Genomic DNA, 24,863 nt, shown 5'->3' on the forward strand with positions numbered 1-24,863 from the left:
AACGTCGATCAGCGGGCCACGGCGCGGCGCCCCGTTCCCGAGATCAGGAACGGGGCGTTTCGGCTGGTGGGCGCTACCGGATTCGAACCAGTGACATCTCGCTTGTAAGGAGCCATGATCGCCATTGACGGGCCGCTGACCTGCGGATTCACCTGCTGGAGTGGTCCCCTGTCTCCCCTGTTCCGCGTCGGCTAATGGCACGCTAATGGCACGGTGATCATGCCTCTCACCGCACGTCAGCGGGCCTCCGGATCATGAGGATCGAACCTCCTTCCCGGCCTCGAATGGCACGCTAATGGCACGGCGTTCAACCTCGCCTGTCTGAGGTGCCAACCTGCACACTCCTCCCCCGCCTGATCTTCCCGTCTGCCTCGTCCCACCCCGGAGGGGCAACAGCTCGGGGACGGAGGGTCAAGGCCGTCTTCGCGTGTACGTCAGCCGGTAGACGTTCCTCGGTCATTGGACGTCAACGATCACAGACGGCCTTGATCCGGAGGAGTCGAGCTGTTGGGCTTGCCTGGGACGTGGCAGACGGGAAGATCAGGCCTCTACCTCAGCCGACTACGGCTCCCTGATCGACAGCCTCGATCATCCCGGAGCGGAGTCCCCCGCCGGAGGCGTCAGTTTCGAAAGAGCCGGATAAGTGCGATGGCTATCACAACGGGGATGACGACCGCTGCTACGAGCACAAGAAGAGTGAAGAGCGCGAACGGATAGAGGGTCATGACCTGCTCCTGTCGACAGGTTGATCATATGCCTGGCGAGGAAGCCGGAGCGGGGGCGGGCCGGTGGTCGGCGAGGGCGTCGGTTACGGCGGGCACGCGGGTCGGTGGGCGGCCCGGGGCGCCGCCGGCCGGGACCGGCGCCCACGCCGCACGCCCGGACGGTGGGCGGCAGAGGGCCGAGGTACGGCGGCGCGGCGCGCCGCCGCTTGATATCCATAAGGGCAATTCGGCAATACTCGGCTTTCGGCAGTCGACTGTGCCCGGACGCTGAGCGGATTCCGGCAACCAGGGCGACGTGATCCCGATACCGGTAAGGCGGGTCGGCAGGGTCGCTTTCGGCAACGGGCTGCATGCGGAGGTTGAGGAACTTCCGAGAGCGGTGATGAGCTGCGCCAACGACGACAGGTCACGTCAGCAAGCCCGCTCTCGGCAAACGGCCATACATGAAAAGAAGCGTCTCACCTTGAGGATACTGTCTCACTTGAGACAGACCGTTAGACTCAAGACATGGGAAGGCGTCAGAGACGACGAGAGCGCGACGCGGTTCATCCCGACGCGTCCGTGCCTCAGGTCCATTTCGTTGATCCCGAAGGGCGTTACATCTACGCGCCCGCGAATGAAATCGGCCAGGAGCCCGACGTTTCCCCCGAGCAGCAAATAGCAGACGCCGTCGCCAGCATCGCGCATCTGGGGACCGTTCGGCTGGCGGTGGTGAGGCAGCTAGCGGGACTCGATACGGCCTTGCGCCCGCGGGTGGAGGAAGCGATCAGGGCGGGCGTGCCGTATCGGCGGATCGAAGAGCTCACCGGCTACTCCCGTTCGATGCTCAGTCGATGGACGCGTGATGCGGGGAGCACGGACCGAGGAACAAGCAGAACCGAGAGGTCACGAGAGGGGTAGATCATGGCGAGAGCCGCGCGGGAACATGATGACGGCGGGCGGTGCCAGGAGTGCGCCGGTTCTGGCTGGGACAGCCTGGATCAAGTGATCTGGTGCCGCGAGTGCAACGGCTCGGGCCGCTCGGAAGTCGGTTACGTCGTCGTCGTGCAGCATGGGTGATGGCGCTGCACCCGACTGAGCTAATGGCATGTTAATGGCACGACGCCCCGTTTCCATGATCGGAAACGGGGCGTTCTGGCTGGTGGGCGCTACCGGGTTCGAACCAGTGACATCTCGCTTGTAAGGCGAGCGCTCTACCGCTGAGCTAAGCGCCCGGGGAATCCCGTCGCACAGACGGGATACAACCTTACGGCACAGCGGGGGTTCTCGACACATCGGGCGACCACGAGGCCCCCGCCTCCGGCACCCCGGCCGCGCGCCAGCCGAGCAGGGCCGCGCCGAGCATGCCCGCGGCGACGCCCAGGGCGGCCTTCCGCAGCGGCGGGGCCGTGCGGAAGGTGAGCCGTTTGCCGAGCCGTACGGCCAGCGGGTCGGCCAGGAGGGGGCCCGCCTCGGCCAGGCCGCCGCCCAGGACGATCGCGGAGGGGTCCAGCAGGAGCGTGTAGGTCGCCAGCGCGAGTGAGAGCGCCTCGACCGCGTCGTCCCAGACCTTCGCCGCCAGCGGGTCTCCGGCCGCGGTCAGCGCGGCGACCTCCTCGGCCGTGGCGGGGGACGCCGCGCGGGCCGAGTAGCGGCGGGAGACGGCCGAGGCCGAGGCGTAGGTCTCCAGGCAGCCGATCTGGCCGCAGGCGCACTGCTCTCCCTCCGGGAAGACCGGGACGTGGCCGATCTCGCCGGCCCAGCCGGAGGTCCCGCCGTACGGTCCGCCGCCGATGACCATCGCGCCCGCGATGCCGGTGCCGATGGGCAGGAACAGGAAGTCGGAGAGCTCCCGGCCGGCGCCGAGCACGCTCTCGGCCAGGCCGCCGGTGCGCACGTCGTGGCCGAGCAGGACCGGGACGTCCAGGGGGACGAGCTCGGCGGCGGGAACGTCGCGCCAGCCGAGGTTGGCGGCGTAGAGCGCGGTGGCCGTCGCGTCGTCGACGAGCCCGGGTACCGCGATGCCGGCCGCCGCGGGCGCCGTCCCGAACAGTTCCGCGCCGCGGGCGGCGAGGTCGCCGGTGAAGGAGCGGACGGCGGCGATCACGTTGCCCGGGCCCAGCTCGGCCCCGGTGGGGCGGCGGTCGGTCGCGGCGACCGTGCCGGAGCGGGTGACGAGCCCGCCCTTCATCGAGGTGCCGCCGACGTCCACGGCCACCACGTACTCGCTCATTCCGGCCTTTCCCGATCACCGGAGCGGACGCGTCCCCCTGTGGGGCAGGACACGTCGCCTGTCCTCTTTGCGGCGACTCACCCTAACCCAGGGCAGGTCGCCCTGGCCCGGGCCAGGCGGGTCAGGCCGGGGAGAACCGTCCGAGCACGCGGTCCAGCGCCGCCGCGACCTCGTCGGCCAGGCCGTCGGGCCGCTCGGGGTCCGCCTGGGACCGCTCGGCGAGCCGTACGGCGCCGCAGGAGCGGCACTCCACCTCCCCGAGCCGGCAGATGAGCGCGATGGACCCGCACGAGGAGCAGGTGTCGAGGTCCAGGTCGTGCACGCGCTGGCAGTCCGGGCAGATGAGCACCTGGGCCTGCCGGCGCACCCCGCGCTTCCAGGGGCTGGCGCCGCGGACCGGGTCGGTCTGCCGGGCCCCGCACGAGAAGCAGGGCATGATCGCCTCCGAGTGGTCGAGGTCGGCGGATCCGAAGGACCCCGCCGGATAACCGCTTAGGAAAGTTCGGCGAGCACCTTGAGGTACTCGGCGATGTCACGTGCCTCCGGGAGCGGGTTCACCACGCGCCAGCGGACCACGCCCTCGCCGTCGATGGCGAAGGTCCCCCGCAGCGCCGCACCCTTCTCCTCGTCGAACACACCGTACGCCCGGGCGACCTGCCCGTGCGGCCAGAAGTCGGAGAGTAGTGGAAACCCGTAGCCCTCCTGGTCGGCCCAGGAGCGGAGGGCGAACACCGAGTCGGACGAGACGGCGAGGACCCGGACGTCCTCGGGGACGGCGGGGACGAACTCGTCCCGGACCGCGGAGAGCTCACCGCGGCAGACACCGCTGAACGCGAAGGGGTAGAAGATCAGCAGGACCCTGCGGCCGCGGTGGTCCGAGAGCCTGACCGGGGCACCGTGCTGGTCCCTCAGCTCGAAGTCCGGAGCCGGCGAACCCACCTCGACCGCCGTGTGCACTGGCATGTCCGCTGGATCCCTTCACCCCGACGGCCGATGGGCACACCATCATCCTGCCGTACGGCTCACACGAGCCGTACGGCAGGGGGACCCTTACCGGACCCCTTACCGGCGCGCCTTGGGTGTGGCCAGCCGCGTCCCCGACCAGTCGGGGGCGGCGCTGATGCTGCTGGTCTGCGAGAGACCGGCGGTCGTGGCGTCCTCCCCGATGTCGCTGGGCTCCACGTGGCCCTCTCGACCGGCCTTGGGAGTGAGCAGCCAGATCTGGCCGCCGTCGGTCAGGTTGGTCACCACCCCGCTCAGGGCGTCGAACAGGTCACCGTCTCCGTCCCGCCACCACAGCAGCACGATGTCGACGACGTCCTCGTAGTCCTCGTCGACCAGTTCGTTGCCGGTCAGCTCCTCGACGGAGTCGCGCAGATCGTCGTCGACGTCCTCGTCCCATCCGACTTCCTGCACCACTTGACCCGGCTTGAGGCCGAGCCGTTCGGCCAGGCTGCGTTCGCCCTGCGCCTGACCCGCGGTCGCGCTCACGTTCGTCCCTCCTGCTTCGATGGCCCCGCCTCTTGCGGGCGGTGCTCACAGTGCTTCGGCACAGTCCACACGCTGTGACCCTCAGTCGTCAACGGTCGCCACGGCAACGACTGGGCTACACGTGAATTAGTCCGATGAATCAGCCGGACAGAAATGACAACCGGACCCGCCGCTCGCGATTGTCCACGTTGAGGTCCACCACGGCGACGGACTGCCACGTGCCCAGCGCGAGTCTCCCGGCCAGGACCGGGACGGTGGCGTACGGGGGGACGAGGGCCGGCATGACATGCGACCTCCCATGCCCCGCAGATCCGTGCGCATGCCGCCAGCGGTCGTCGGCCGGGAGCAGGTCCGCGAGCGCGGCGAGCAGATCGTCGTCGCTGCCCGACCCCAGCTCGATCAGGGCCACCCCCGCGGTCGCGTGGGGCACGAAGACGTGCAGCAGGCCGTCCAGGCCGCCGTCCCCGCACGACCGGACGAAGTCCTCGCACTGGGCGGTGATGTCGTGCACCCGCTCGCGCGAGCCGGTCACCACCTCGATCATCTGGGATCTCACACGCGGAATCCTATGATCCGCGCTGGGCGGGGACGACAATCGCGTCCGGGCCTGGGACCACCAGGCCCGTGTGACCGTCCTCGAACCGCACCAGGTAGGGGGGTTCCCCCTCGTTCCCGCGCACCTCGAGGACCTCGCCCCGCCGGTCGTGGTGGCCGACCGTGTCGCCGTGGACCAGGATCTGATCCCCCACTGTCGCGCGCATCGCACTCCTCCTTCCGAGACCGGTGAAATGCCACCTCTTCAGGGTCGTACCCTGCGGTCCTCCGGAAAAGAGCGACCCCGGTGTTACCTTTCACATCCATTCGTCCTACGATCGGTGGTCTAGGCCACATCCTTGCCCCTGCCAGCGGGGACATCCTGGTTACCGGTCAGTAGAGATGCACTTTCCGGAGCAAGAGACCAGGATGGATGGTGACCGACACCAGACAAAAGTCCATCCTCGGAAGGCGAGACCCAGTGGCTTCCGGACGCCAGCGTTTCTCGATCATCAGCGACGGCCTACCCAGTCAGCTCCCTGATGTCGACCCCAGCGAGACCCAGGAGTGGCTCGAGTCGCTCGACAACGTCGTCAAGACGGAGGGCCGCACGCGCGCCCGCTACTTGATGCTCCGCCTGTTGGAGCGGGCGCGAGAGCACCAGGTCGGCGTCCCCGGCCTGCGCAGCACCGACTACATCAACACGATCCCGCCGGAGCGCGAGCCCTGGTTCCCCGGCGACGAGCACGTCGAACGGCGGATCCGCGCCTACATCCGGTGGAACGCCGCGGTCATGGTGACCCGGGCCAACGCCCGCACCAACGTCGGCGGCCACATCGCCACCTACGCCTCGGCCGCGTCGCTCTACGAGGTGGGCTTCAACCACTTCTTCCGCGGCAAGGACCACGGCGAGTCGGGCGACCAGGTCTTCTTCCAGGGCCACGCGGCCCCGGGCATCTACGCCCGGGCGTTCCTGGAGGGCCGCCTCAACGAGGCGCAGCTCGACGCCTTCCGGCAGGAGCTGTCGCACGGCTTCCGCGGCCTGCCCTCCTACCCGCACCCTCGCCTCATGCCGGACTTCTGGGAGTTCCCCACGGTCTCCATGGGCCTGGGCCCGATCGGCGCGATCTACCAGGCGCGGTTCAACCGCTACCTGCTCAACCGCAAGGTCAAGGACACCAGCCGCAGCCACGTGTGGTGCTTCCTCGGCGACGGCGAGATGGACGAGCCCGAGTCGCTCGGCGCGATCGGCGTGGCCGCCCGCGAGGAGCTCGACAACCTCACCTTCGTCATCAACTGCAACCTGCAGCGCCTCGACGGCCCGGTCCGCGGCAACGGAAAGATCATCCAGGAGCTGGAGACCTACTTCCGCGGCGCCGGCTGGAACGTCATCAAGGTCGTGTGGGGCCGCGACTGGGACCCGCTGCTGGCGGCCGACGTCGACGGCGTGCTCGTCAACCAGATGAACACCACGCCCGACGGCCAGTTCCAGACCTACTCCGTCGAGTCGGGCGAGTACATCCGCGAGAACTTCTTCGGCGGCGACCCGCGCCTGCGCAAGATGGTCGAGCACCTGTCCGACGACGAGATCCGCAAGCTCTCGCGCGGCGGCCACGACTACCGCAAGGTCTACGCGGCCTTCAAGGCGGCCCGCGAGCACGTCGGCCAGCCGACGGTCATCCTCGCCCAGACCATCAAGGGCTGGACGCTCGGCAAGGACTTCGAGGCGCGCAACGCGACGCACCAGATGAAGAAGATGTCCAAGGCCGAGCTGAAGGAGTTCCGCGACCGGCTCTATCTGCCGATCCCGGACTCGGCGCTCGACGCCGACCTGCCGCCCTACTTCCACCCGGGCGAGAACGACCCCGAGATCGCCTACATGAAGGAGCGCCGCGCGGCGCTGGGCGGCTTCCTGCCCCGGCGCACGCTCCGCGCCAAGCCGATCAAGCTCCCCGGCGAGGCGGCCTACGCGCAGCTCAAGAAGGGCTCCGGCAAGCAGAACGTCGCCACCACCATGGCGTTCGTCCGCCTGCTCAAGGACCTCATGCGCGACAAGGAGATCGGCAACCGCTTCGTGCCGGTCATCCCGGACGAGGCCCGCACCTTCGGCCTCGACGCGATCTTCCCGACCGCGAAGATCTACTCGCCGCACGGCCAGACCTACGAGGCCGTGGACCGGGAGCTGCTGCTGTCCTACAAGGAGTCGACCGAGGGTCAGATCCTGCACGAGGGCATCAGCGAGGCCGGTTCGATGGCCTCGACGATCGCGGCCGGCACGTCGTACGCCACGCACGGCGAGCACATGATCCCGATCTACATCTTCTACTCGATGTTCGGCTGGCAGCGCACCGGCGACCAGATGTGGCAGCTGGCCGACCAGATGGGCCGGGGCTTCCTGCTCGGCGCCACCGCCGGCCGCACCACGCTGAACGGCGAGGGCCTGCAGCACGAGGACGGCCACACGCCCCTGATCGCCTCGACGAACCCCGCGGCGGTCTCCTACGACCCGGCGTGGGCGTTCGAGATCGGGCACATCGTCAGGGACGGCCTGCGGAGGATGTACGGCGAGACGCCGGAGAACGTCTTCTACTACCTGACCGTCTACAACGAGCCCTACCTGCAGCCGGCCGAGCCCGCCGACCTGGACGTCGACGGCCTGCTCAAGGGCCTCTACCGGTTCGCTCCGGCGCCGGCGGTCCAGGGCCCGAAGGCCAACATCCTGGTCTCCGGCGTGGCCGGGCCGTGGGCGATGGAGGCCCAGCGGATGCTGGCCGAGGAGTGGGGCGTGGCGGCCGAGGTCTGGTCGGCCACCTCCTGGTCGGAGCTGCGCCGCGAGGCGCTGGCCGTCGAGGAGCACAACCTGCTCAACCCGGACGCCGAGCAGCGCGTGCCGTACGTCACCCGGGCGCTGTCGAAGGCCCAGGGGCCGTTCGTGGGCGTCAGCGACTACATGCGGGCGGTGCAGGACCAGATCGCCCAGTGGGTGCCGGGAGACTGGACCTCGCTCGGCACCGACGGCTTCGGCCTGTCGGACACCCGCTCGGCGCTGCGCCGCCACTTCCATGTGGACGCGGCCTCGATCACCCTGGCCGTGCTCACCCAGCTCGCCCGGCGGGGCGAGCTCGACGAGGAGGTGCTGCGCGAGGCCATCTCCCGCTACCACCTCAAGAACGGCGTCACCGAGGCCGGCGGCGCCGAGAGCAACGACACCCAGTCGATGGGTCTGTGAGATCCTTCCGGGTGGGACCTCCCAGGTGGAGGCCCCACCCGGAACGGGGACGGGTGCCCTGTCCGGGATGACGCGGAGGGGGAGCACGTCATGCGAGCAATCCGGGCGGCGGCCGCGACCGCGGCGCTGGCCGCGGCACTGGCCGCCTGCAGCGGCGGGGACGGCGGCGACGGCGGGACGGCCGCCCCGAGCGGGTCCGCCGCACCGTCGGGCCCGATCTCCTGGGGACCCTGCACCGACATCAAGCGCGCCGACGGCCAGGGCGTCGCCACCCCCGCCCCGGACCAGCAGTGCGGGAAGCTGGCCGTGCCGCTCGACTACGCCGACCCCGCCGCCGGGACGATCGACCTCGCCCTCATCCGCATCAGGGCCACCGGCCCCGGGCAGCGGATCGGCTCCCTGCTGTTCAACTTCGGCGGTCCCGGCGCCTCGGGCGTCGACACCCTGGCCCAGGCCGCCAAGGCCCTCGGCTCCCTCGGCGCCCGCTACGACCTGGTCAGTTTCGACCCGCGCGGGGTGGAGCGCAGCTCCGGCGTCCGGTGCGGCGGCACCGCGGAGATGGACGAGTTCACCTCCGTCGACAGCGTGCCCGAGGACGCGGCCGAGCGCGCGGAGATCGAGCGGATCACCGAGGAGTTCACCGCCGCCTGCGGCAACACCTCCGGGAAGGTCCTGGCGCACGTCGGCACCGTGAACGCCGCCCAGGACATGGACCGCATCCGCGCGGCGCTGGGCGACCAGCGGCTCAACTACCTCGGCATGTCCTACGGCACGCAGCTCGGCGCGGTCTACGCGACCCGCTACCCCGAGAAGGTGGGCCGCTTCGTGCTGGACGCCCCGCTGGACCCCAGCGTCTCGATGAAGGAGCGCACCCTGGTCCAGACGGCCGGTTTCCAGAAGGCCTACGAGGCCTTCCTGAAGGACTGCGTCAAGGACCGCCAGTGCAAGATCGGCCCGGACGCCGACACCGCGAACCGGAACATCGAGGCGCTGATGGACCGGTTGAACGACGAGCCGCTCAAGGTCGGCGACCGGGAGCTCACCCAGGGGCTGGCGGGCACCGGCATCGCCGCCGCCCTCTACTCCGAGCAGACCTGGCCGCTCCTCGACCAGGTCCTGGCCCTGGCGGTCAAGGGCGACGGCCGCGGGCTGCTCTTCCTGGCCGACAGCTACACCGGCCGCGGCTCCGACGGCTCCTACAGCACGGTCATGAGCAGCTTCCCCGCCATCAGCTGCGTGGACACCGCCGAGCGGCCCGGCGACGCGGAGCTGCTGCAGACCGAGAAGCAGGCGCTGAAGATCTCCCCGCTGTTCGGCAGCGCCGGCATGGGGACCATCTGCTCGTCCTGGCCGGTCCCCGGCGACGACGCGGCCTCGAAGGTCGACGCCTCCGGTTCCGCCCCCATCGTGGTGATCGCCGGCACCGGTGACCCCGCCACGCCGTACGAATGGGGGCCGAAGCTGACCGCGCAGCTGAAGACGGGCGTGCTGGTCACCTACAAGGGCGAGGGGCACGGCGCCTACCTGTCGGGCGACGCCTGCGTGAAGAAGGTCACCGACGCCTACCTGCTGGAGGGGAAGGTCCCCGCGGAGGGGACCACCTGCCCCGCGTAGCCGCCCCGCCCTGCCCCGGCGGCTACCGGCAGCGCTCGGGGCGGGGCCGCCCGGTCGCGAACCGGAAGTCCACCGAGCCGAAGTGGCGGTCCAGGAGCTCCGCCACGGTCCCGTCGGCGTACATCGCCGCGACGGCCCTGTTGATCGCCTCGCAGGCCCTGCGATCCCCCTGCCGGAGCGCCACGCCGTACGGCTCGCGGGTGAGCCTGAGGCCGGCGACCTTGAACCGCCCGTTCAGCCGGGCGCCGAACCCGGCGACCACCAGGTCGTCGCCGGGCAGCGCGTCGGCGGTTCCGTCGGCCACCTTGGCGGCGCAGTCCGCCATGTCAGGCGCCTCGACGCGCTCGACGCCGGCCACCCGGTCGATGATCAGCGCGGCGGTGGTCGAGCCGTGCGGGACGCAGAGCCGCCGGCCCCGCAGGTCCTCCAGGGAGGAGATCCCCGAGCCCGCGCGCACCAGCACGTCCCGCCGGGCCAGGTAGTACGGCCCGGCGAAGGCCACCCTGCGCCGGGTCCTGGGGTCGATCGAGAGGTTGGCGACGACCAGGTCCACCTCGCCGCTCTCGACCGCGGCCTCGCGGTTCACGCCCACGTCCTTGAACACGACCCGGCCGGCGGGCACCTTCAGCTCGGCCGCGATGCGCCGGGCCACCTCGATCTCGAAGCCCGCCGGAGGGCTGCCCAGGGCGACTCCGGGCAGGCCCGGGCGGTAGCCGATGGTGATCCTCCGCTCCGCCGCGATCCGGTCGAGCAGCGGCGAGCCGGTGGAGGGCACGGGCGCCGGGGAGGTGGCGGACGGCGAGACGGGCGCGGGCGTGGCCGCGGCGCCGGACGGGAGGTCGGGCCGGACGAGGGCGAACGCGGCGGCCAGGCCCGCGACCGCGGCCGCCACCCCGCCCAGGACGAGGGGCCGGCGCCGGGGGAACCGCCGGGCCGGGTCCCCGGCCCCGTCGCGGGTCAGGCCGGCCGTGGCGGCCTGGACGCCCTCGGCGAGCACCTCGTCGGAGACCTCCGCGCCGTCCTCGGCCGGATGGCCCAGCAGGCGCCTGAGCACCTCGTCCGCGGTGGGCCTGCGGGCCTGGTCCTTGCGCAGGCAGGCCGCGACGACCGCCCTCAGCCCGTCGGGGAGCCCGCTCAGGTCGGGCTCGTGGTTGATGACGCGGTTGAGCGTCGCCACGATCGTCTCGCCGCCGAAGGGCGCCCTGCCGGTGGCGGTGAAGACCATCGTCGATCCCCAGGCGAACACGTCGGCGGGGCGGCCGACCCGTTCCCCGGCGATCTGCTCGGGCGCCATGTAGGCGGGGGTGCCGACCGCCCGGGTGGTGATCGTCCCGCTCTCGTCGATGATCTTCGCGATGCCGAAGTCGACGACCCGGGGGCCGTCCGGGGCGAGCAGCACGTTGTCGGGCTTGAAGTCGCGGTGCGCGATCCCCGAGCGGTGGATGGCGGCCAGCGCGGTGATCGTGCCGATCGCCAGCTTCTCCAGCGCCTCCCCCGCCAGCGGTCCCTCGCGTTCGACGATCCGGCGCAGCGACGGGCCGTCGATCAGCTCGCTCGCGATGTACGGGGTCTCGCCGTCGAGGTCGGCGGCGAGCACGCGGGCGGTGCAGAACGCCTCCACCCGCCGGGCGGCGGCCAGCTCCCGGGCGAAGCGGGAGCGCGCGTGCGCCTCCCCGGTGAAGCGGACGTGCAGCAGCTTGACCGCGGCGCGCTCACCGCTGCCGGACTCCCCCAGGTAGACGACCCCCTGACCGCCCTCCCCCAGCCTGCCCCGCAGTTCGTATTCCCCCAGCCGCGGCGGGTCCCCCGGCCGCAGCGGCACGATCTCCGACATCGCCGACCCCTCGTGACACGGCGCTTTGCCCGAACATTACACATCGCGGGCGGCCGGGGCCGGGGCGGCGGCCGGATCGAGATCACAGCGGTACCGCCGTACCGCGACTTTCGTCGGCGGGGTACGTGCCGAAGACGCTACCTCGGTCGGGGAGGTCGATCCCGTCGGCCGATCCCCGCGTCGTCCGGGCCCTCCTACCGTCGGCTCATGCGCAGTCCCATCCAGGCGCTGGGGGTCCTCCTGGTCCTCCAGGGCGTCAGCGGAACCATCGACCAGGTGGCCGTCCAGCCGTTCATGAGCCCGTTCCTCAACTTCTTCAACCGCGTGGTCGTCGAGCGGGTGGACTTCTTCGCCGGATACGAGATCTTCGCGAACCTGATCCTGGCGGTCCTGGGCGTCGTCGTGGTCGTCGCCGCGGACCGGATCCGGCCGTCGTGACGTCCTCCCCGGTGCGGTCCGGCGCCCGGGAGGAGGTCAGGCACCCGTCCCGGCCGCCGCCGCGAGCCGGGCCGCCGAGCGGGACACCCGGTCGAGCACGGCGGGCAGATCCGGGTGGAGCAGCCGGCCCGCCCGCTTCACGACCCGTCCGGCGACCAGTACGGTGTCCACGTCGCCCGGCCCGGCGGCGGTGACCACCGCGCCGACCGGGTCGTGGACCGGGGCCAGGCGGGGCGTGCCGGTGCGCAGCAGCACCAGGTCGGCCTGCTTGCCGGGGCGCAGCGAGCCGACCCGGTCCTCCAGGCCCAGCACGGCCGCCCCCTCGATCGTGGCCATCCGGAGCACCTCGGCGGCGGTCAGGGCGCCCCCGCGCACCCGCTCGGCCGCGAACGCGGCGCGCATGACGGCGAACATGTCCCCCGGAGCGTCCACCACCGTGTCGACGCCGAGCCCGGTGCGGATCCCGGCCCGCCGGAACCTGCCGGTCTCCGGATGACCGTGCCCCATCTGCATCTCCACCGCCGGTGTCACGGAGGCGGCGGCCCCGTTGTCGGCGATCAGCTTCACGGCCTCGTCGGTGAACCCGTTGCCGTGCACGAACACGGTGTCCGGGCCGAGCAGCCCGGCGTCGTGCAGCCGTTCGGCCGCGCCGGCCCCGGTCGCGTGCAGGCTGACCCGGAGCCCGAGTTCGCGGGCGAGCCGCCAGTCGGCCCGTGCCTCGTCCGGCGGTCCGTAGACCGGCCCCATGGCCGCGAGGGCCGGGGTGACCTGGCCGGACGTGCCGAGCAGCGCGGCGGTGCGCCGTACCTCGTCCTCCCGGCGCGTGCCGGGGGCGGGGTGGGCGTATCCGAAGACCGCCCGGATGCCGGAGTCCCGCAGGGCCTGGATCGCGGCGTCGGTGTGCTCCGGGGTGGACTGGATGTGCGACCAGTCGAAGACGGTGGTGACCCCGGCGTCGAGCGCCTCCAGCGCGCCCCACAGGCCGGCGGCGTGGACGTCCTCGGGCCGGTAGGCGGGGGCGAGGCGGCCGAGCACGAGCGCGAGGTAGTCGCCGAGCGTCGCGTCGGCCGCGGCGGAGCGCAGGGCGCTCTGCCAGAGGTGGCGGTGGGTGTCGACGAATCCGGGGAGCACGAGCATCCCGGTGGCGTCGATCGTCCGGTCGGCGGGCGGCGCGGCGGAGGCGCCGAGCCCCGGGCCGACGGCGGCGATCACCCCGTCCTCGACGAGCACGTCGGCCCCGGGCAGGGTCCGCGGCTCCGGTTCGGTGTCGATCACGGTTCCGCCGGTGATGAGCAGGCGCACGGCACACCCCTTTTTCGATAGCAATCAGAAAAGCTTTTCTGAAAGCTATCAGGCCGGAGGGATACCCTCAACCCCATGGCAAGGGGAGAGATGGACCGGGTCGACGAGCTGGTCGCGGCCTGGCAGACCGAGCTGCCGGGGGCCGCGACCGTCGAGCTGGAGATCGTCAAGCGGGTCGCCCGGCTGAAGCACCGCATCGAGGAGGCCACCCAGGCCGTGCTCGGCGGATACGGCCTGACCTACGCCGACTTCGACGTCCTGGCGACGCTGCGGCGGGCCGGCGCCCCGTACCGCCTCAAGCCCGGCCGGCTCGCCTCCCTGTCCTCGCTCACCACCGGCGGCACCAGCAACATCCTGCAGCGGCTCACCTCCGCCGGGCTCGCCGAGCGTGAGCCCGACCCCGCCGACGGGCGCAGCTCCTGGGTCCGGCTGACCCCCGAGGGCGTCCGGCTGACCGAGGAGCTCGTCGCGGCGACCGGCAGGGCCCACCGGGACCTTTTCGCGGACGTGCCCGGACCCGCCGCGCAGACCCTGGCCGGCCTCCTGCGCGAGGTGCTCCTCGCCCTCGGCGACCGGCCGGGCCCCTCCCGCGCCGACCGGTGAGGGCCCGCCGCGCGCGCCCGCGGAACGGACCCTGAGGGCCGCCTGCGACTCCGCGGACCGTGTGCGCCCGCGGAACTGGACCCTGAGGACGGCCTGCGACCCCGCGGGCGGGCCGGTGCGCGCCCGCGGAGCGGATCCGGGGCGCGCGGAGCACCGGCCGCCCCGGCGGTCACGCCCCGGCCGCCGCGCCCGGCGGGGTGAAGACGCCGAACAGGTTGCCCGAGACGTCGCGGACGTAGGCGAAGTCGGGGCCGTGCTCGTTGCCGACGACCTTGCGGACGACCTCCCCGCCCAGGCTCTCCACCCGCGCGCAGGCGGCCTCGGTGTCGGCGACGACCACGGAGAAGACCGCGTGGCCGGGGAACGCCCCGCCGCTGGCGTACAGGCCGCCCCTGGGCCCGTCGCCGTCGGGGTAGCCGACGAGCCGGTAGTCGATGCCGTTCTTCGCCGACCCCTCGTCGGTGGCGAAGGACCAGCCGAACAGCTCGCCGTAGAACTTCTCCGCGCCCTGCGGGTCGTCGGTGGCGATCTCGAACCAGGCGACGGTGTTGATCATCAGGTGTCCCTCTCGAAGCGATTTCCTCGAACACCTCTACGATGAACCGGCCCGGCGACAACCCTATGTCGGTGTTTTCAATCCAGTTCCGGATTTCCGAAGACCAGTCCCGGCACCTGCGGCGCGAACCGCTCCGGCGGGTGCTCGGGCGAGGGCTCGTCGGTCTCCTCCGCCCTGGCGATCCGGTCGAGCCGGAAGATCCGGGCGTCGCGGCGGAGCCGGCACCACCCCACGAGATACCAGTGGCCGTCGCGACCGCCCACGAAGACGGCGGGCTCCACCTCCCGGCGGGTCGCCTCGCCCTTGACGTCGGTGTAGTCGATCACCAGCACCCGCCGGTGCAGCAGCGCCTGCTCGATCACCCGGGACACCCGGGGGTACGGCTCCGGCTCGGCGAGCAGGTGGACCCGGGTGGCCAGCAGCCTGGCCCGCTCCCCCTCCGGCGCGGGCATCGCGGCCACCAGCTTGCGCAGGGCGCTGCGGGCGTGCAGGGCGAAGGGGCTGCCGGAGGCCTCGCTGAGCGCCACGGCCACCGCGACCGCCTCGGCGGGGGTGAAGTTGAGCGGCGGCAGCGACATGCTCTTGTCCAGCACGTAACCGCCACGCCTGCCGGGCTCGGCGTAGATCGGCACCCCGGACTGCTGGAGCGCGGAGATGTCGCGCTCGACCGTGCGCACGCTCACCTCGAACCCGGCCGCGAGCTCCCGTGCGGAGCGGGGCCGGGGCGAGGCCGCGCGCAGTTCCTCGACCAGGGCGTAGAGCCGATCGGTACGGTTCACACTCCGACGGTACGCGCCGCCACCGACACTCCACGCGAAAAGGGAACCTTCGGGCACGTTCAACCGGTTGAACAGTCAAAAGACCGCGGATACCCTGTCTCGACACTTCGCATTGGAGCTCGATGGCGCAGAAACACCCGATGGCCCGGAAACCCCCGCGCAAACCCGCTCGGCTGGAGCCGGGCGGCAAGGCGTCCAAGGCCGTCGTGATCTCCGGGATCACCGTCGTCTCACTGCTCATCGTCGGCGCGTGCGCGGCGCAGGACGACTACGAGGAGGTCGGGGCCGACTGCGTCAACCTCGACAACCGGCTGCCCGACGGCTCCTACGAGGTCGTGGACGAGGACTACTGCGACGACGACGGCACCGTCCGCTACCACGGCTCCCACGGCGCCTACGGCTGGTACTACGGCGGCGTCCGGACCGGCGCCCGGGTCGCCAGGGGCACCACCGTCAAGCCCTCCGACGTCAGCATCGTCAGCCGCGGCAAGGGCACCGTGATCCAGCGCGGCGGCTTCGGCGGCCGCAGCTCCAGCGGCGGCTGACCCTCCGGCCATGAGACGCGAGAGCTCGCCTCCCCGCGACGGCTGGGAGAAGACCATCGAGGGCCACGGCCTGGCCTACCACCGCTCGGCCCACCCCGGCGGCCTCGGCCGCCCCTACTGGGACGAGAGCGTGCACTACGTCTTCTCCATGGACGAGGTCCTGGCCCTGGAGGAGCAGGTCGACGAGCTGCACCGGATGTGCCTGCACGCGGTGGAGCACGTCATCGCCGCCGGCCGCTACCGCGACTTCGCGATCCCCGAGTGGGTCGCGCCGGAGATCGCCCGCTCCTGGGAGCGGCGCGACCCGCACCTGTACGGCCGCTTCGACCTGCGCTACGACGGCACGGGCCCGGCCAAGCTGCTGGAGTACAACGCCGACACGCCGACCAGCCTGCTGGAGAGCTCCGTCGTGCAGTGGTTCTGGCTGCAGGACGTCCACCCCGGCGGCGACCAGTGGAACTCCATCCACGAGCGGCTGATCGACCGGTGGCGGCGGCTCGCGGCCGAACTGCCCACCGGGCCCGCGCACTTCGCCTGGACCGCCATGGACGAGACCGGCGAGGAGGCGATGACCCTCGCCTACCTCCAGGAGACCGCCGACCAGGCGGGGCTCGCGACCGTCTCGGTGGCCATGGAGGACATCGGCTGGGACCCGCTCAACCTCCGCTTCGTCGACGTGGAGGGCCGGGTGATCCGGACCCTGTGCAAGCTCTACCCGTGGGAGTGGGCGGTCGCCGACCCGTTCGGGGCCGACGCCGTACGCCAGCAGGTCTCGATGACCTGGATCGAACCGCTGTGGAAGATGCTGCTGTCGAACAAGGCGCTGCTCGCGATCCTCTGGGAGCTGTACCCCGGCCACCCGAACCTGCTGCCCGCCTACCTCGACGGCCCCCGCGACCTGCCCGCGCACATCGCCAAGCCGCTGCTGGGCCGGGAGGGCGCGAGCATGAGCATCACCGGCCCGGACGGGACCGTGCGGACCGGCGGCGGCTACGGCGCCGAGGGCTACGTCCACCAGGCGTTCGAGCCTCTGCCGGTCTTCGACGGCCAGCGGCCGGTGCTCGGTGCCTGGGTGGTCTGCGACGAGGCCGCGGGCCTGGGCATCAGGGAGACCTCCGGGCTGATCACCGACAACACCTCGTCCTTCGTCCCGCACCGCATCGGACCGTAGGCCGCGCAGGCCGCGCCCTCCGATCTTCCCAAGCACACCGAACCCCACAGCACGGAGAGAACCACATGAGCCCCAGCCCGCAGCCGGTCCCGCTCCCCACGCCGATCGGCGAGCAGACCATCTCCCTCGCCGAGCTCCTCGGACGGGGCTCGCTCGCCATCGCCTGCTACGCGGTGCTCGGCGTGATCCTGCTGATCATCGGCTTCTACGTGATCGACCTGGCCATCCCCGGCAAGCTGAGCCACCTGATCAAGACCGACCGCAACCCCAACGCGACCCTGCTCACCACCTCCGGGCTGGCCGCCGTGGGCCTGATCGTCGCGGCCTCGATCTGGTCCTCCGGGGGCGCCCTGCAGGAGGGCCTGCTGGCCACCGCCGTCTTCGGGTTGGTCGGCATCGCCGTGCAGACCGTGGGGATGATCGCCTTCGACAAGGTCGCCGGCATCTCCGTCCGCGAACTGGTCGCCGAGCCCGACCTCCAGCCCGGCACCCGCCTGCTGGCCGTCACGCACGTGGCCATCGGCCTGATCACCGCCGTGGCCGTCATCTAGGCTCCCGCCGTACCGCACCGCACGGGCACCCGTACGGGCGCCATACGGGTGCCGTACGGCGGGGCCGCTCCGCCCGCGACGGCGGCCGCGCGGCTCCCGCATCCCGGTCGACCTGGCACTCTTATTGCGTGAACGATCAGATCCGCGAGGACACCACGCGCAGGCTGGAACGGGCCATGGGCACCCTGGGCACGGCGGCCATGGCCAGGATGGAAGACCGGCTGCCGTGGTTCCGCGTCCTGTCCGCCGAGGACAGGTCCTGGGTCGGGCTGGTCGCGCAGGCCGGGATCGCCGCCTTCGTGGAGTGGTTCCAGCACGCCGGCGAGGGGCGGCCGACGCCCAGCATCGAGTTCTTCGGCACCGCACCCCGGGAGCTGAAGCGGTCGATCTCGCTGCAGCAGACCGTGGACATCGTCCGGATCGTGGTCGAGGTGGTCGAGGCCCGGACCGGGGAGCTGGCCGCACCGGGCGGGGAGGACCAGCTGGAGCAGGCGATGCTCCGCTACACGCGCGACGTCGCCTTCGCCGCCGCCCACGTCTACGCCCGCGAGGCGGAGGCCCGCGGAGCCTGGGACGCCCGCCTGGAGGCGCTGATCGTGGACGCGCTGGTCCGCGGCGAGGTGGACGACGGCCTGCACTCGTGGGCCGCCGCGCTGGGCTGGACCTCCTCCCCGGTGGTCGTGCTCGCCGGGCGGGCGCCCGACGACGACCCCCAGGCGGTGATCGACGGCCTGCGCGACCGGGGCCGCCGGGCCGGGATGGACATGCTGGCCGGGGTCCAGGGCGACCAGCTGATCGTGATCGTGGGCGGCGCCGACAGCGTCAACGCGGCGGCCAGGCACGTGGTGCCGCGCTTCGGCCCCGGACCGATCGTGATCGGCCCCGAAGTGAGCGACCTGCACACCGCGGCCAGCTCGGCGCGGGCGGCGATCGCGGGCCTGCGCGCCGCCGCCGGATGGCCGGACGCCCCCCGGCCGGTCCACTCCGAGGACCTGCTCGCCGAACGGGCCATCGACGGCGACGAGGCCGCCAGGAGCCAGCTGATCCAGAACGTCTACCTGCCGCTGGTCGGCACCCCGCTGCTCGACACGCTCGCCACGTATCTGGAGCAAGGTACATCGCTCGAAGCGACGGCTCGGTTACTCTTCGTACATCCGAACACGGTCCGCTACCGGCTGCGTAAGATCACGGAGTTGACCGGATACCAACCGACGGAGGGCCGCTCGGCGTTCACCCTGCAGGTGGGCCTCATCCTCGGACGGCTGTCCGAAACGTCCGCGATCTAATCGCCCCTTACTTAACCCGGGCGAAACCTCTGCCGTAGGTTTCCTACAAAAAACTGTGGACCAAGTTCGTTCGGATCTCTATCCATGTGGCTAACTTCTACAGGGCAGGCTGGATTTCGTGCTCGTCATCGTCGCTCCGGGCCAAGGCGCCCAGACCCCAGGCTTCCTGACCCCATGGCTTGAGATACCCGGCCTGGCAGACCGGCTGTCCGCCTGGTCCGAGGTCGTCGGCCTCGATCTGATCGCCTGCGGGACCACCGCCGACGCGGATGCGATCCGTGACACCGCCGTGGCCCAGCCGCTGCTCGTGGCCGCCGGCCTGGCCGCCGCCGAGGCCCTCGGCGTCCCGCTCGACCCGTCCGCGGGGGCGGAGGGCGCGCTCAGGCCCGGCCTCGTCGCGGGCCACAGCGTCGGCGAGCTGACCGCCGCGGTCCTGGCCGGGGTCCTCACCCCCGAGCAGGCCCTGACCCTGGTGCGCGAGCGCGGCCAGGCCATGGCCAAGGCCGCCGGGGTGACCGAGACCGGCATGGTCGCGGTGCTCGGCGGCGTCGAGGACGACGTGCTCGCCGCGATCGACAAGCACGGGCTCACCCCGGCCAACATCAACGGCGCCGGCCAGATCGTGGCCGGCGGCACCCTGGAGCGGCTGGCGGAGTTCAGGGCCGAACCGCCCGCGCGGGCCCGGCTGATCCCGCTCTCGGTCGCGGGGGCGTTCCACACCTCCCACATGGCTCCCGCCGTCGACCACCTGCGCGAGGTCGTCGCCTCGATCACGCCGCGCGACCCGTCCGTCGCCCTGCTGTCCAACGCCGACGGCGCCGTGGTCGCCGACGGCGGCGAGTTCCTGGAGCGGCTGATCAACCAGGTCGCCAACCCCGTGCGCTGGGACGCCTGCATGGCCACGATGGCCGACCGGGGCGTCACCGCGATGGTCGAGCTGCTCCCCGGCGGCACGCTCACCGGCCTGGCCAAGCGCGCCCTCCGGGGTGTCGCGACCGTGGCGCTGAAGACCCCCGACGACCTGGACGCCGCCCGGGCGGTCCTGCAGTGAACCGGTGCGCACCCGGTGGAACCGGTGCGGTGGCACGAACGGCCCGTACGGCGAACGAGGAGCTGATCGACGGATGAAGGTCTCGCAGGGCGCCCCCGGCGCGAAGATCCTGGCCTTCGGCCACTACCAGCCGTCCAAGGTGGTCACCAACGACGACCTGTCGAAGACGATGGAGACCAGCGACGAGTGGATCCGGAGCAGGGTCGGCATCCAGGAGCGGCGGATCGCCGAGGCCGAGTCCGAGATCGACCTGGCCGTGCAGGCCGGCGGCAAGGCCCTCGCCGCGAGCGGGCTGCCCGCCTCCGACGTCGACCTGGTGATCGTCGCCACCTGCACCATGGAGACGCAGATCCCCAACGCCGCGGGCAGGGTCGCCACCCGGCTCGGCATCGACGCCCCCGGCGCGCTCGACGTGAACACCGCCTGCTCGGGTTTCTGCTACGCCCTGGCGGTCGCCAACGACGCGATCCGCGCGGGGTCGGCCACCAACGTGCTGGTCATCGGCACCGAGAGGTTCTCCCCCTGGATCGACTGGACCGACCGGAGCACCGCGGTGATCTTCGCCGACGGCGCGGGCGCCGCGGTCGTCGGCCCGTCCGACACCCCCGGCATCGGCCCGGTGGTCTGGGGCAGCGCCGGCGACAAGGCCGACGCGATCATGGTCAAGGACCGCCACTCCTTCCTCCAGCAGGAAGGCCAGACCGTGTTCCGCTGGGCGACCACCGCGCTCCACCCGGTGGCCAGGCAGGCGTGCGAGCGTGCCGGGGTGGACCCCGCCGAACTCGCGGCCTTCGTGCCCCACCAGGCGAACGTGCGCATCATCGAGGCCATCGCCCGCAGGATCGGCGCCGACAACGCCGTCGTCGCCAAGGACATCGTGCTGGCGGGCAACACCTCCGCCGCCTCGATCCCGATGGCCCTGTCCCGGATGATCGAGCGCGGCGAGGTGCCCTCGGGCGGGCTCGCCCTGCTGCTCGGCTTCGGCGCCGGCCTGACCTACGCCGGCCAGGTCGTCGAGATCCCCTGAGAAGACCCCCTGAGACCTGCGCGGCCCCGCCGCGCGGACCGATAAGAACACCGACCCCAAGGAGAACACGCGACATGGCCATGACCGAGCAGGAGATCCTCGCTGGTATCGGCAAGATCATCAACGAGATCACCGGCATCCCGGCCGCCGAGGTCACCCCGGAGAAGAACTTCGTGGACGACCTCGACATCGACTCGCTGTCCATGGTCGAGATCGCCGTCGCCGCCCAGGACGAGTTCGGCGTCGAGATCCCCGACGACCAGCTCAAGCACCTCAAGACCGTCAAGGACGTCATCAACTTCATCCAGGGCTGACGGGGGCCGCCCCCGACCGCACCCTCGGACCGCACGAACAAGGAGCGCAGAACGTGAGTAAAGACCAGGTACGTGTCGTCGTCACCGGGCTCGGCGCGACGACGCCCCTCGGTGGAGATGTCGCCTCGACCTGGTCGGCGCTCCTCGCCGGTCGGTCCGGGGTACGCACCATCACCGAGGACTGGGCCGACTCCGTCCCGGTGAAGTTCGCCGCCTTCGCCGCCGTGGACCCGACCGAGGTGCTGCCCCGGCCGGAGGCACGGCGGCTGGACCGGGCCGAGCAGCTCGCGCTCGTCGCGGCCCGCGAGGCCTGGGCCGACGCCGGGATCGAGAAGGTCGACGCCGAGCGGCTCGGCGTCGTCGTGGGCAGCGGGATCGGCGGCATCACCACGATCCTCGCCGCCTACGACACCTTCAAGGAGAAGGGCTGGCAGCGGCTCTCGCCGTTCACCGTCCCGATGCTGATGCCGAACGGCCCCGCGGGCTGGATCGGCATCGAGGTCGGGGCCCGGGCCGGCGTGCACGCCACCGTCAGCGCCTGCGCCACCGGCGCCGAGTCGATCGGCTACGCCATCGAGATGATCCGCTCGGGCCGGGCCGACGTGGTCGTGGCCGGTGGCACCGAGGCGGCCATCCACCCGCTGAACATCGGATCGTTCGCCGCGATGCGCGCCATGTCCACCCGCAACGACGACCCGCAGGGCGCCTCCCGCCCCTGGGACAGGAACCGGGACGGGTTCGTGCTCGGCGAAGGCGCGGGCATCGTCGTGCTGGAGTCCGAGGAGCACGCCCGGGCCCGCGGCGCCAAGGTCTACGCCGTCGCCGCGGGCGTCGGCTACTCGGCCGACGCCCACCACATCGCGCAGCCGGAGCCGACCGGAGCCGGGGTCATGCTGGCCATGCGCCGGGCCCTGGCGAACTCCGGTCTCACCGGCCAGGACATCAAGCACGTCAACGCGCACGCCACCTCCACCCCCGCGGGCGACGTGGTGGAGACCGTCGCGATCAAGGAGGTCATCGGCGGCCACCCGCTGGTGACCGGCACCAAGTCGATGACCGGCCACCTGCTCGGCGGCGCCGGCGGCATCGAGTCGGTCTTCACCGTCCTCGCACTGCACGAGCGGATCGCCCCCGGCACCATCAACGTGGACGACCTCGACGACGGCATCGAGGTGGACCTCGTCCTCGGCACCCCGCGCAAGCTGCCGGACGGCCAGATCGCCGCGATCAACAACTCCTTCGGGTTCGGCGGACACGACGTCGCCGTCGCCTTCACCAGCCTCTGACAGGAGCCCGCCATGACTGTGCTCGAGAACAGATCCGCCGAAGGCACCGGGGTCGCCGAGACCGCCCAGGCCGCCGAGGAGGCCGCCGATCCGCGCGATCCCCAGGTGCGCCTGGCCGCCCTCCTCGACGAGGGGTCGATCCGGCTGATCACGCCGGTGGACCGCAGCGGTGTGCTCGCCGCGATGGGCCGCATGGAGGGCGTGCCCGTCGTCGTGTTCTGCAGCGACGCCCGCGTCCAGGGCGGCGCCATGGGCAGCGAGGGCTGCGAGCACATCGTGCACGCCTACGACGTCGCGGTCCGCGAGCGGGTCCCGGTCGTCGGCGTGTGGCACTCCGGTGGCGCCCGCCTGGCCGAGGGCGTCGAGTCCCTGCACGCCGTCGGCCGCGTGTTCGCCGCGATGACCCGCGCCTCCGGTGTGGTCCCGCAGCTCTCCGTGGTCGTCGGCCCCGCCGCCGGCGGCGCGGCGTACGGCCCGGCGCTGACCGACATCGTGATCCTGGCCCAGGAGGGCCGCATCTTCGTCACCGGGCCCGACGTGGTCCGCAGCGTCACCGGTGAGCAGATCGACATGGCCGCGCTCGGCGGCCCGGAGCCGCACAGCAAGCGCAGCGGCGTCGTGCACGTGGTCGCCAAGAGCGAGACCGACGCCTACCTGCAGGCCCGCCGGCTGGCCGTGCTCCTGGGCCACCAGGGCCGCATCCGCACCGAGGTCGAGGAGGTCGACTTCTCCGGCCTGCTGCCGGAGAACGTCCGCCGCGCCTACGACGTCAAGCCCCTCGTCAAGGGCCTGCTCGACGAGCCCGGGGTGGAACTGCACCCCAAGTGGGCGCCGAACATCGTCACCACGCTGGGCCGCCTCGGGGGCCGGACCGTCGGGGTGATCGCCAACAATCCCATGCGGCTGGGCGGCTGCCTGGACTCCGCCTCCGCCGAGAAGGCCGCCCGCTTCGTGCGCATGTGCGACGCCTTCGGAGTGCCGCTGATCGTGCTGGTGGACGTGCCCGGATACCTGCCCGGGGTCGGCCAGGAGCACGACGGCGTGGTGCGCCGCGGCGCCAAGCTGCTGCACGCCTTCGCCGAGGCCTCCGTGCCGCGGGTCACCCTGGTGACCCGCAAGGCCTACGGCGGCGCCTACATCGCGATGAACTCCCGTTCCCTGGGAGCGACCAAGGTGTTCGCCTGGCCGACCACCCAGGTGGCGGTGATGGGCGCGCTGGCCGCGGTGCGCATCCTCAAGCGCCGCGAGATCGCGGCGGCTCCGGAGGAGGAGCGCTCGGCCCTGGAGGCGCGGCTCGCCGAGGAGCACGAGGTCCTCGCGGGCGGCCTGGACCGGGCCATCGAGCTCGGCGTGGTGGACGAGGTGATCAAGCCTGAGGAGACCCGCGGCGCCATCGCCAAGATCCTCGCCCAGGCCACTCCCGCCCGCGGCGCCCACGGCAACATCCCCCTGTAACACCCCTGACGGCCGACGGCCCCGCACGGATCGCTCCGTGCGGGGCCGTCGGCGTTCCCCACCGGGCGGCGCCGGCCCGGGGGCGGTCACGGGCTCCCGGCACGGCGGAACGCCTCCGGAGCGCTCCATGGACCGATGAGGTGCGGGTGAGGCGCGGGAGGAGGAGACGGCGGATCCGGTCTCAGACGGCGGCGTGCAGCCAGCGGACCGGGGCGCCCTCTCCGGCGTAGCGGAACGATTCGAGCTCCTCGTCCCACTGCTTGCCGAGCAACCGGTCCAGCTCCTCCTCCAGGACCACCCGGCCCTGACGGGCCAGCAGCATGGCGGAGCGCAGCCGGTCCTCGGGCACGAGGATGTCGCCCGTGGCCCCGATCACCGCCGTGAAGGCGCCGAGCGTCGGAGTGTAGGCGTGGCGGGACCCGTCGGAGCCCGGGGAGGCGTCCTCGGTGACCTCGAAGCGGATCCGCTGCCAGCCCATCAGCGAGGAGGTGATGGCCGCGGCCGTCCCCACCCGCCCCTCCCACTCGGCCTGTGCGCGCACATGGCCCGGCGCGGCGGGCTGCGGCGTCCATGTCAGGTCTACGGGCACGCCAAGGACACCCGCGACCGCCCATTCGATATGAGGGCACAGCGCGGGCTGAGCCGAGTGGACGTAAAGCACGCCACGAGCAGACACCGGACCTCCCGTTTCGTACGAGGTGCGCCTTCCCCAACGGCCTCGTGCGCGGATGATCACAAGTGACTGTAGGAGAGACTACCGTCGGTCGCGACGTCGCACCAGAGGGGGGTCATGCCGAGATGGTGCGTCGCGAGTGTCTCTCGTATCGCGGCGGGCGGGCCGTACCGTTTCGATCCGAGGA

24 protein-coding genes and 1 tRNA gene are annotated in these 24,863 nt (G+C 71.8%); 13 read left to right on the forward strand and 12 right to left on the reverse strand.

The genetic code is table 11. The annotated features are described in order from the left end of the window. Positions 1 to 1,864 precede the first annotated feature (1,864 nt). From IEZ07_RS11765 to IEZ07_RS11795, 7 genes are all read right to left on the reverse strand, one after another. Positions 1,865 to 1,939, reverse strand: a tRNA-Val gene (locus tag IEZ07_RS11765). A 32-nt stretch (positions 1,940 to 1,971) separates the two neighbouring features. Continuing rightward, a complete protein-coding gene (locus tag IEZ07_RS11770; RefSeq protein ID WP_191894788.1) occupies positions 1,972 to 2,937 on the reverse strand; it encodes an ROK family protein in 966 nt (321 codons plus the stop codon). A gap of 121 nt (positions 2,938 to 3,058) precedes the next feature. Continuing rightward, positions 3,059 to 3,373, reverse strand: coding sequence for a hypothetical protein (locus tag IEZ07_RS11775; protein ID WP_191894789.1), 315 nt, complete (start codon positions 3,371 to 3,373; stop codon positions 3,059 to 3,061). Between the two features lie 56 nt (positions 3,374 to 3,429). Continuing rightward, positions 3,430 to 3,900 carry a peroxiredoxin gene (locus IEZ07_RS11780; RefSeq protein ID WP_068898620.1) on the reverse strand — a complete coding sequence of 157 codons (471 nt, stop codon included), beginning with the start codon at positions 3,898 to 3,900 and terminating at the stop codon, positions 3,430 to 3,432. 99 nt (positions 3,901 to 3,999) lie between these two features. Further along, positions 4,000 to 4,428: a DUF3052 domain-containing protein gene (locus tag IEZ07_RS11785; protein WP_068898622.1), complete on the reverse strand. Its 429-nt coding sequence runs from the start codon at positions 4,426 to 4,428 to the stop codon at positions 4,000 to 4,002. A 139-nt stretch (positions 4,429 to 4,567) separates the two neighbouring features. Then, on the reverse strand, positions 4,568 to 4,984 hold the full coding sequence (locus IEZ07_RS11790) for a secondary thiamine-phosphate synthase enzyme YjbQ (RefSeq protein WP_191894790.1): 417 nt from the start codon (positions 4,982 to 4,984) through the stop codon (positions 4,568 to 4,570). A 10-nt stretch (positions 4,985 to 4,994) separates the two neighbouring features. Beyond that, the gene (locus IEZ07_RS11795) at positions 4,995 to 5,189 is read right to left on the reverse strand and encodes a DUF1918 domain-containing protein (protein WP_084008555.1); all 195 of its coding nucleotides are present in this window, start codon (positions 5,187 to 5,189) and stop codon (positions 4,995 to 4,997) included. Positions 5,190 to 5,443: 254 nt separating this feature from the next. On the opposite strand from IEZ07_RS11795, the gene aceE reads away from it, so the two are divergent. Beyond that, complete coding sequence (gene aceE / locus IEZ07_RS11800) at positions 5,444 to 8,191, forward strand: pyruvate dehydrogenase (acetyl-transferring), homodimeric type (RefSeq protein ID WP_191894791.1); 2,748 nt, start codon at positions 5,444 to 5,446, stop codon at positions 8,189 to 8,191. A 90-nt stretch (positions 8,192 to 8,281) separates the two neighbouring features. Then, positions 8,282 to 9,805 (forward strand): alpha/beta hydrolase, encoded by a 1,524-nt coding sequence (locus IEZ07_RS11805; protein ID WP_191894792.1) that lies wholly within the window; start codon positions 8,282 to 8,284, stop codon positions 9,803 to 9,805. A 22-nt stretch (positions 9,806 to 9,827) separates the two neighbouring features. On the opposite strand, the gene IEZ07_RS11810 is transcribed toward IEZ07_RS11805, so the two are convergent. Next, positions 9,828 to 11,639, reverse strand: coding sequence for a bifunctional serine/threonine-protein kinase/glutamate ABC transporter substrate-binding protein (locus tag IEZ07_RS11810; RefSeq protein WP_191894793.1), 1,812 nt, complete (start codon positions 11,637 to 11,639; stop codon positions 9,828 to 9,830). Between the two features lie 207 nt (positions 11,640 to 11,846). On the opposite strand from IEZ07_RS11810, the gene IEZ07_RS11815 reads away from it, so the two are divergent. Then, positions 11,847 to 12,077, forward strand: a complete 231-nt coding sequence (locus IEZ07_RS11815; RefSeq protein WP_068898634.1) for a hypothetical protein — start codon at positions 11,847 to 11,849, stop codon at positions 12,075 to 12,077. 36 nt (positions 12,078 to 12,113) lie between these two features. Here IEZ07_RS11815 and IEZ07_RS11820 read toward each other — a convergent pair whose 3' ends face one another. Next, the gene (locus IEZ07_RS11820) at positions 12,114 to 13,379 is read right to left on the reverse strand and encodes an amidohydrolase family protein (protein WP_191894794.1); all 1,266 of its coding nucleotides are present in this window, start codon (positions 13,377 to 13,379) and stop codon (positions 12,114 to 12,116) included. A 75-nt stretch (positions 13,380 to 13,454) separates the two neighbouring features. Between IEZ07_RS11820 and IEZ07_RS11825 the strand changes: the two genes are divergently transcribed. Continuing rightward, positions 13,455 to 13,982, forward strand: coding sequence for a MarR family winged helix-turn-helix transcriptional regulator (locus tag IEZ07_RS11825; RefSeq protein ID WP_191894795.1), 528 nt, complete (start codon positions 13,455 to 13,457; stop codon positions 13,980 to 13,982). 169 nt (positions 13,983 to 14,151) lie between these two features. Here IEZ07_RS11825 and IEZ07_RS11830 read toward each other — a convergent pair whose 3' ends face one another. Next, positions 14,152 to 14,538 carry a VOC family protein gene (locus IEZ07_RS11830; RefSeq protein ID WP_191894796.1) on the reverse strand — a complete coding sequence of 129 codons (387 nt, stop codon included), beginning with the start codon at positions 14,536 to 14,538 and terminating at the stop codon, positions 14,152 to 14,154. Between the two features lie 77 nt (positions 14,539 to 14,615). Next, the gene (locus IEZ07_RS11835; protein ID WP_191894797.1) at positions 14,616 to 15,317 is read right to left on the reverse strand and encodes a helix-turn-helix transcriptional regulator; all 702 of its coding nucleotides are present in this window, start codon (positions 15,315 to 15,317) and stop codon (positions 14,616 to 14,618) included. A gap of 122 nt (positions 15,318 to 15,439) precedes the next feature. Between IEZ07_RS11835 and IEZ07_RS11840 the strand changes: the two genes are divergently transcribed. From IEZ07_RS11840 to IEZ07_RS11880, 9 genes are all read left to right on the forward strand, one after another. Next, positions 15,440 to 15,862, forward strand: coding sequence for a hypothetical protein (locus tag IEZ07_RS11840; RefSeq protein ID WP_239319813.1), 423 nt, complete (start codon positions 15,440 to 15,442; stop codon positions 15,860 to 15,862). Positions 15,863 to 15,872: 10 nt separating this feature from the next. Next, entirely contained in the window at positions 15,873 to 17,033 is a 1,161-nt protein-coding gene (locus tag IEZ07_RS11845) for a glutathionylspermidine synthase family protein (RefSeq protein ID WP_191894798.1), read from the forward strand. Between the two features lie 65 nt (positions 17,034 to 17,098). Continuing rightward, entirely contained in the window at positions 17,099 to 17,584 is a 486-nt protein-coding gene (locus IEZ07_RS11850) for a DUF350 domain-containing protein (RefSeq protein WP_191894799.1), read from the forward strand. Between the two features lie 176 nt (positions 17,585 to 17,760). After that, positions 17,761 to 18,870 (forward strand): PucR family transcriptional regulator, encoded by a 1,110-nt coding sequence (locus IEZ07_RS11855; protein ID WP_068898935.1) that lies wholly within the window; start codon positions 17,761 to 17,763, stop codon positions 18,868 to 18,870. A 118-nt stretch (positions 18,871 to 18,988) separates the two neighbouring features. Further along, positions 18,989 to 19,921 (forward strand): ACP S-malonyltransferase, encoded by a 933-nt coding sequence (locus IEZ07_RS11860; RefSeq protein ID WP_191894800.1) that lies wholly within the window; start codon positions 18,989 to 18,991, stop codon positions 19,919 to 19,921. Positions 19,922 to 19,994: 73 nt separating this feature from the next. Next, a complete protein-coding gene (locus IEZ07_RS11865; RefSeq protein ID WP_191894801.1) occupies positions 19,995 to 20,948 on the forward strand; it encodes a beta-ketoacyl-ACP synthase III in 954 nt (317 codons plus the stop codon). Between the two features lie 74 nt (positions 20,949 to 21,022). Next, positions 21,023 to 21,262 carry an acyl carrier protein gene (locus IEZ07_RS11870; RefSeq protein WP_068898652.1) on the forward strand — a complete coding sequence of 80 codons (240 nt, stop codon included), beginning with the start codon at positions 21,023 to 21,025 and terminating at the stop codon, positions 21,260 to 21,262. 53 nt (positions 21,263 to 21,315) lie between these two features. Next, positions 21,316 to 22,548, forward strand: a complete 1,233-nt coding sequence (gene fabF, locus IEZ07_RS11875) for a beta-ketoacyl-ACP synthase II (protein WP_191894802.1) — start codon at positions 21,316 to 21,318, stop codon at positions 22,546 to 22,548. A 12-nt stretch (positions 22,549 to 22,560) separates the two neighbouring features. After that, a complete protein-coding gene (locus IEZ07_RS11880) occupies positions 22,561 to 24,003 on the forward strand; it encodes an acyl-CoA carboxylase subunit beta (protein WP_191894803.1) in 1,443 nt (480 codons plus the stop codon). A gap of 181 nt (positions 24,004 to 24,184) precedes the next feature. Here the strand turns inward: IEZ07_RS11880 and IEZ07_RS11885 are convergent, their stop codons facing one another. Further along, a complete protein-coding gene (locus IEZ07_RS11885; RefSeq protein ID WP_068898656.1) occupies positions 24,185 to 24,679 on the reverse strand; it encodes a DUF3145 domain-containing protein in 495 nt (164 codons plus the stop codon). Positions 24,680 to 24,863 lie beyond the last annotated feature (184 nt).

Source organism: Planomonospora parontospora, assembly GCA_014647935.1.
GTDB lineage: Bacteria > Actinomycetota > Actinomycetes > Streptosporangiales > Streptosporangiaceae > Planomonospora > Planomonospora parontospora.